The organism is Treponema sp. UBA7570, assembly GCA_002477955.1.
Classification (GTDB): Bacteria; Spirochaetota; Spirochaetia; order Treponematales; family Treponemataceae; genus Treponema_D.
This window is the reverse complement of sequence record DLLE01000027.1, coordinates 1-7,736: the sequence shown is the minus strand read 5'-3', so window position 1 is coordinate 7,736 and position 7,736 is coordinate 1. Positions and strand designations below refer to the sequence as shown.

The 7,736-nt window shown below is 43.4% G+C and carries 5 protein-coding genes; all 5 read right to left on the bottom strand.

What is annotated here, in order from left to right; all coding sequences use genetic code 11:
* Nucleotides 1-165: 165 nt before the first annotated feature.
* Entirely contained in the window at nt 166-2,529 is a 2,364-nt protein-coding gene (gene pflB / locus B4N75_RS02700) for a formate C-acetyltransferase (RefSeq protein ID WP_296691899.1), read from the bottom strand.
* A 638-nt stretch (nt 2,530-3,167) separates the two neighbouring features.
* Entirely contained in the window at nt 3,168-4,424 is a 1,257-nt protein-coding gene (locus tag B4N75_RS02695) for a pectate lyase family protein (RefSeq protein ID WP_296706544.1), read from the bottom strand.
* A gap of 399 nt (nt 4,425-4,823) precedes the next feature.
* Nucleotides 4,824-5,132, bottom strand: a complete 309-nt coding sequence (gene trxA, locus B4N75_RS02690) for a thioredoxin (protein WP_296023311.1) — start codon at nt 5,130-5,132, stop codon at nt 4,824-4,826.
* 217 nt (nt 5,133-5,349) lie between these two features.
* Nucleotides 5,350-6,531, bottom strand: coding sequence for a 3-phosphoglycerate dehydrogenase family protein (locus B4N75_RS02685; RefSeq protein WP_296706543.1), 1,182 nt, complete (start codon nt 6,529-6,531; stop codon nt 5,350-5,352).
* A 111-nt stretch (nt 6,532-6,642) separates the two neighbouring features.
* The coding region (gene serC, locus B4N75_RS02680; protein ID WP_296706541.1) for a 3-phosphoserine/phosphohydroxythreonine transaminase at nt 6,643-7,736 on the bottom strand (1,094 nt) is incomplete at its 5' end.

The window sequence follows — 7,736 nt, the reverse complement described above, 5'->3', positions numbered from 1 at the left end:
ATGTTCTGTCTGAAAGTATATCAAAACTATAAGAAGAAGGGGTTGCGCTTGGTTCTTTTGCCAATGCTAGTTATTTATGAATTTTGCGAAATTGAATAAAAATAAAAAAGCCGCTCCAGTTATAAAACTGGAGCGGCTTTTTTGTCGCTAATTCAACATTTTAGATTACAGAGAAGCGTGGCAAGTACGAGCGATAACATCGTCCTGCTGCTCTTTTGTAAGGTTGATGAAGCGAACTGCGTATCCAGAAACGCGAACTGTGAAGTTTGCATATTCTGGCTTCTCTGGGTGAGCCTGGCAGTCCTTGAGTTTTTCAACTCCGAATACGTTTACATTGAGGTGGTGTGAGCCAGCGTGTCCTGAATCTGGACCGCAATCAAAGTATCCGTCAAGAACGTTTACAAGGTTGTCGATTCTTTCTTCCTCGTTGTGTCCGAGCGCGCTTGGGTTGATTGTCTGTGTGTTAGAAATTCCGTCCAAAGCGTATTCGTATGGAAGCTTAGCAACTGAGTTCAAAGACTTAATCAAGCCCTTTGTCTCTGCGCCGTAGCTTGGGTTAGCTCCCGGTGAGAATGGCTCGTGTGCCTTGCGTCCATCTGGAAGAGCACCTGTAGCTTTTCCGTATACAACGTTTGAAGTGATTGTAAGGATTGATGTTGTTGGTTCTGCATTGCGGTATGTCGGGTGCTTTCTGATCATTGTCATGAAATCTTTGAGCAACTGAACAGCGATTGCGTCTGCGCGGTCATCGTCCTGACCGTAGCGTGGGAAGTCGCCCTCAACGATAAAGTCTTTTGCCAATCCCTTAACAACTTCTTTTACAGCGCCTGTTTTCTTGTCTTTGATTTCAACATCGCCGCGGACAACCTTAACTTTTGCATATTTGATAGCAGAAAGTGAGTCTACAACGTGTGAGAATCCTGCGATACCTGTAGCGAATGTTCTCTTGAGGTTTGTGTCTTCGAGAGCAAGCTCTTCAGCTTCGTAGTAGTATTTGTCGTGCATGTAGTGGATTGCGTTCAATGAGTTTACATAGATTCCAGCAAGCCATTCGAGCATCTGCTTGTATTTTGCAACAACTTCTTTGTAGTTAGAAGCGTCGAGAACATCAGCAGTGATTGGCTGATAAGCAGGTCCAACCTGAACACCTGGTGTAAGTCCATCAGGCTCGTCGCGTCCACCGTTGATAGCGTAAAGAAGTGCTTTTGCGAGGTTAGCGCGTGCTCCGAAGAACTGCATTTCTTTACCTGTCTGAGTTGCAGATACACAACAGCAGATTGAGTAGTCATCTCCCCAAACTGGGCGCATTACATCGTCGTTCTCGTACTGGATTGAAGATGTGTCGATAGAAATCTTTGCAGCGTAGCGGCGGAAGTTCTCAGGCAGTCTCTTTGAGTAGAGAACTGTCATGTTTGGCTCTGGAGCCGGTCCCATGTTCTCGAGAGTATGGAGGAAGCGGAAGTCGTTCTTTGTAACCATTGAGCGTCCGTCCTGTCCGAGTCCGCCGACTTCGAGTGTTGCCCAAACTGGATCGCCAGAGAAGAGGTTGTTGTAAGACTCGATACGTGCAAAGCGAACCATGCGTGCCTTCATTACGAAGTGGTCAACAAGTTCCTGTGCCTGAGATTCTGTGATTAAGCCTGCTTCGAGGTCGCGGTTGATGTAAATGTCGAGGAATGTTGAAACACGTCCGATTGACATTGCAGCACCGTTCTGTGTCTTGATTGCTCCGAGGTAACCGAAGTACAGCCACTGAACAGCTTCTTTTGCTGTTGTAGCTGGCTTAGAAATATCAAAGCCGTAGAGAGCTGCCATTTCTTTAAGACCTTTGAGAGCCTTAATCTGATCAGCAACTTCTTCCTTGAGGCGGATAACTTCCTCAGTCATTGTTCCGTCGCCAATGTTTGCTTTGTCAGCTTCCTTGCATTTGATGAGGTAGTCGATACCATAAAGAGCTACACGGCGGTAGTCTCCAACGATGCGTCCGCGTCCGTATGTGTCAGGCAAACCTGTCAAGATGTGTGAACGGCGAACCGCGCGGATTTCTGGTGTGTAAACCTGGAATACAGCGTCTGAGTGAGTTTTGTGATATTCAGTAAAAATTTTGTGGAGTTCTGGGTTTGGAGTGTAGCCGTACATTTCGCATGACTCTTCTGCCATTTTGATTCCACCGTAAGGCATGAATGCTCTTTTGAGAGGCTTGTCTGTCTGAAGACCGACAACCTGTTCAAGATCTTTCAATTCTGGATCAATATAGCCAGGTTTGTGAGCTGTAAGACCTGTAACGATGTCTGTGTCCATGTCGAGAACGCCAGTTCTTTCTTTTCCGTCAAGACCTACAGCTTTTTTGTTGTGTTCTGCCTTCTGAAGTTCCTGCAATTTTGCAAAGAGCTTGTTTGTACCTTCTGTAGGACCTGCGAGGAATTTTTCATCGCCGTCATAAGGTGTGTAGTTGTTCTGGATAAAGTCGCGAACGTTTACTTCTTCTTTCCAAAGGCGTCCTTTGAAACCGTTCCATGCTTCTGCCATAAAAGTTCTCCTTTCTTGAAAAAACGGAGCACGCATGCAAAAGAATTTGAAACAAGTTGAAGTAAACCTGCGTAATGACAGGAAAACTTTACAAAAATGGAAAAAAACGCGCAAAATCGGTCTTGAATTCAAGACTGGTCTGCTAAGCCTGCGGAAACTCCGTAAGTCGAATTTTCCTTTTTTTGATGTTTCAAAAACAGTTTTTACAGGGCTCGTATTTATTCAAGCAAATTTGTATATAATTCGCAATTTTTATAAAAAACTGCGACTGTTTCTGTTAGTTAAGACTATAGTGGATTTGACAAAAAAGTGCAACAGAATAAAATTACTTATTAGTAATTATTCCTAATAACTTTATGTTAAAACGCTATGAATAGTGTTTTTTTGTCTTTTTACAGGATACGAACGCTAAAAGCGCACGCCCTTGCCTTGCGGCAATGGATGCTTGCATACCTTGCGGTATGCTGCGAGTTTTGTTTTGCACAAAACTCGTCGATTGAATTGTGCGCTAAAAGCGCACGTCCTTGCCTTGCGGCAAGGATAGGAGGGGCGGCGGTTAGCCGTTCCGAAGGAATGAAGCGATAGCGGAACCCCGGATAGCCTGATTTTTGCAATGCAAAAAGCCGTCCGTATAAAATTTATCTTTCAAATTTCATTATGTTTCCGGCGCCTGCCTTTTTTACTGTCGCTTCGTTGAGAGAAGATGTTTCGTCCAGGCTGTAGTTGTAATTTATTGCAAATGGTTTTTCTGAAGTCAGGTGCGCCTCAAAATCGTTTGTCTTGTCTACTTTGTCGTAGGCGCAATTTGAGGCGTTGAGCTGAGGAATGTTTCCGCTTTGGTAGAATTTTGAGAATGTAGGGTCTGTTTTTTCGGACTTGTCGTAGTATTTTACGGCTGTCTGCGCGTGTTTTCCGAAAAAATTGTTTTCTACGACATACATTGAGCCGATTCCTGGTCCGAGGCTGCTTCCTTTGTTTTCGTTTGTGCCGATGTTGTCAAAATAATTGTTGTAGATGTGCGCGTTTACTCCGCGGCTTCTTGGCATGCGCTGAATTGAATTGTGGAAGTAGTTGTGATGAAGCGTTACTTCACATTCTTCCGGATTTGAAAACTTGTCGCCTGGACGAATCAGCATTACTTTGTCGTGGTTGAAAAATTCGCAGTAAGAAACGGTTATGCATTTTCCTTTTTTAATGTCCAGAAGTCCGTCGTGGTTGAAATTTCTTACAAGGTCTACGCATTTTCCGTCGCTGAAAGTGCAGTGGTCAACCCAGACATTGTTTGCGTTTTCGATATTGAGTGAATCTATGCTTGCCTTTGAATTTTTGTCGACCTTTGTGTCGATTTCTGTTGAGCCGTGGGCGTCGTAAAATTCAATATTGCGGATTATTATGTTGTTTACGTTTTTAATCAAAAGACCGCCGAACTTTAAGCGGGCGTTCTGTTTTCCGACGATTGCCGTGTCTGATGTAAGTTTGTAAATAAGGTCGGCGTGTTTTCTTTTTCCGTCGGCTTCAAATTCGTCAAAGTAGCTGTGGTCTGAATCAGAGACTTTTCCGTAGCTCAGGTCGATGTCGCCGTCGATTACGATGAGCTTTTTGCCTTCTTTTTGAATTGCCGCGATAAAGGCGTCTGTTTTTTTGTCTGATTTTGGATAAGTTTTGTCGTCAATCAAAATGATTTTTGTGTTTGGAAAAGAAAAATCTCCGCAATCAAAAAATCCGTTTGTTTCAGGCTTTTCGCCTGGAATTGAATAAAGTGTCTGTCCTTTAAGGTTTTGTTTTTGTTCTTGAGCTGAATTGTTTTCGGTCTTGTTTGAAGCGCATCCTGAGAAAAATGCAAAAAAGGCCGAAATTCCTGCAATAAATACAAGTGGGTTGATAATTTTTTTCATAAAGCACCTCGTAAAATAAAAAAATACCCTAAATGTCGAATTTTGAAAAGAACAGTCATTTAAGTGTCATTCCCGTGCTGCGACCGGAATAACTGTTGTAAAGTTTCAATAGATTATCGGGGCAAGTCCGATAATGACAAGAAGTAGTTTCGATAATGACAAGGGAACAGTTCCGATAATGACATAAAACTATAAAACTCGAAGTTTGGGAAAAAATACGTCTTTTTGTACGAATATTCTTATAAAAAAAATCCTAGGTCAATGCAAATACTTTTTTTTACCTTGTTTGCATAAAAATCGATTTTTATGCAAATTTGTTTGATTTATAAATTGAGTTTTAACTGTGGCAATTTTTTTAGTTTTATTGCCATAGTTAAGCGAATGTTTTTTTACAGTGTTTTAGCCGAGCATTGAAACCAGTGTTTCTTTTGGAACAAGGCCGATTGAAGTTTTTTCTGGTTTTCCGTTTTTAAAGAGAATTACTGTCGGAATGCTTACGATTCCGTATTCGCGGGAAAGAGTTTCTTCTTCGTCAACATTTACTTTGCCGACTTTTATTTTTCCACTGTATTCTTCTGCAATCTGCGCAATTGTCGGAGCAAGCATTTTGCACGGACCGCACCAGCTTGCCCAAAAGTCAACAAGAACAGGACTTTCTGATTTTAATACTTCGTCTTCGAAATTGCCTTTTGTGAGTGTGATTTCCATATCTTCCTCCAGTTTTCAATAAAATTAGATTGCTTTTGTTAATTTAAAAGTAAGCAAATTTCTTCAAAAAGGAAAGTATATTTTTTTAGGTTTTTGTGCAGTTTAGAAATCTCGTAAGAAAAATTTAGCCAAGAATAGAATTGTGAAAGGATTTTTAACCGGAAAATTCCTGTTTATGCAAAGGAATTTTCCGGTTTGTGATTAATCGGCTTAAAAACTATGCGTAAATCGGGCGAACGCTGATTACAGCCTCGCAGTCTCCGAGCGCTTTGAGAGTGTCGTCTCCGACTTTTCCGTCAACATCAATCATCGCGTAGGCAATGTCGCCGCGGCTCTGGTCAACGATTCCGGCAACGTTGAGTTTTGCGTCTCCCAGGATTGTCGTGAATTTCGCAATCATGCCAGGTACATTCTTGTGCGGAATGCAAAGCCGAGTTCCGCCGGCAGGAATTGCAGACTCGCTTGTAACGCGCGGAAAGTTCACAGAATTTACGATAATTCCAGTCTCGAGGAAGTCGCGAAGCTCTTTTACAGCCATAACCGCGCAGTTTTCCTCCGCCTCTGGAGTTGAAGCTCCCAAGTGAGGGAGGCAGACGATTTTGTCGTTGTTCAAGAAGCTTTCATCGGCAAAATCTGTAACGTGCGCGGCAACTTTTCCAGAATTCACAGCGGCAAGCAAGTCAGCGTTGTTCACAAGTCCGCCGCGCGCAAGGTTTATTATTCTGACTCCGTCTTTCATGATTTTCAAAGAAGAAGCGTTAATCATTCCTTTTGTCTCGTCAGTCTGAGGAACGTGGATTGTGATATAGTCAGCCTTTGTGTAAATTCCGTCGAGAGTCTCAACGATTTTCACATTATGGTCGAGCGAAAGAGCGGCCTTTACAGAAAGAAACGGATCGTAGCCAATAACGTTCATTCCCAAAGCGATTGCAGTGTTTGCGACCTGCGCTCCGATTGCGCCAAGACCGATTACGCCGAGAGTTTTTCCTTTAAGCTCTGGTCCGACAAATTTTGACTTGCCTTTTTCTGCCAAAGTCGCAATCTCGTCTCCTTTTCCTTTAAGCTCCGTGTTTACCCATTTGTTCGCGTTGATTACAGGGCGGCTTGAAAGCAGAATCGCGAGAATAACAAGCTCTTTTACAGCGTTTGCGTTTGCTCCAGGAGTGTTGAAAACAACAACGCCTTTCTCAGCAAGCTCCTTGCAAGGAATATTGTTTGTTCCGGCTCCAGCACGGGCAACAGCCTTTGTGTTTGCAGACAAGACCATTTCGTGCATATCTGCCGAGCGGACGAGAATCGCATCTGGATTTCCAAGCTCGGAAGCAACTTCGTAACTGTCGCGAGGAAAATTATCAAGTCCGACCGCGCTGATTTTATTTAAAGTCTGAATTTTGAACATCTTATTTCTCCAAAATTTTGATTTTGCGATTTGAAAAAGACGAACCCGGAACTTTGCCGCACGGATTCGATTTTATTACGCAAAATCTTTTAGTCAATTTTTTATGCGTTCTTACGCGTTCTCTTTCGCGAATTTTTTCATAAACTCAACAAGGGCTTTAACGCCGTCAATAGACATCGCGTTGTAAATTGAAGCTCTCATTCCGCCGACCAAGCGGTGTCCCTTCAAGTTCACGAGACCAGCGGCTTTCGCTTCCTTTACAAACTTGTCGTTGATTTCCTTTTCCTTTGCAAGGCTTGCCTCGTCTGTTGCGCCAGTTGAATATTTTGTGAGAAACGGCACGTTCATGAGCGAGCGGCTGCCTTTTTCTGTCGTTGCGTGGTAGAAGTCGGAATTGTCAAGGAAGTCGTAAAGATAATCAGCCTTTTCCTTGTTGCGCTTCAACATTCCTTTCGCGCCGCCGTTTTTTTCAATCCAGTGGAGAACTTTGTCCAAAACGTAGATTGTGTAGCAAGGCGGAGTGTTGAACATTGAGCCGTTGTCAGCGTGTGTTTTATAAGTGAGCATTGTCGGAGTTCCAGCGAGCGGAGTTTCCGTAATCAAGTCCTCGCGGATAATCACAAGCGTAACTCCGGCCGGAGCCAAGTTTTTCTGCGCGCCTGCGAACAAAAGCCCGAATTTTGAGACATCGAGCGGCTCAGACAAAACGCATGAAGAAATATCAGCAACGAGCGGAATATCGCCTGTGTCAGGAAGATACTCGTAATGAGTTCCCATAATTGTGTTGTTCATGCAGATGTAAACGTAGTCGTAATCGCCTGAAACTTTTTCAACGCGCGGAATATAAGAATAATTTTTGTCTTTTGAAGACGCGATAATGTCAACTTCAACACCGAGCTTTTTCGCCTCTGCCGCGGCTTTTTTTGCCCAAACGCCAGTCTCAATGTAAGCTGCTTTCTTGTGGTGAATTCCCAAGTTTTCTGCGACCATCGCAAACTGTGTCGAGCCTCCGCCCTGAACAAAAAGAACCTTGTAATTTTCAGGAACGTTCATCAGCTTTCGGACCATCGCCTCAGCGTCTTCAATAATCGGCTCGTAATCCTTTGAGCGGTGGCTCATTTCCATGACCGACTGGCCGCTTCCATTGTAATCAAGCATTTCTGCCGCGCACTCTTTCAAAACTTCTTCCGGCAAGCAAGAAGGAC

What these genes read in the sequence shown, in the direction of transcription:
- pflB (WP_296691899.1), bottom strand. Translation starts at nt 2,529, where the DNA reads ATGGCAGAAGCATGGAACGGTTTCAAAGGACGCCTTTGGAAAGAAGAA.
- B4N75_RS02695 (WP_296706544.1), bottom strand. Translation starts at nt 4,424, where the DNA reads ATGAAAAAAATTATCAACCCACTTGTATTTATTGCAGGAATTTCGGCC.
- trxA (WP_296023311.1), bottom strand. Translation starts at nt 5,132, where the DNA reads ATGGAAATCACACTCACAAAAGGCAATTTCGAAGACGAAGTATTAAAA.
- B4N75_RS02685 (WP_296706543.1), bottom strand. Translation starts at nt 6,531, where the DNA reads ATGTTCAAAATTCAGACTTTAAATAAAATCAGCGCGGTCGGACTTGAT.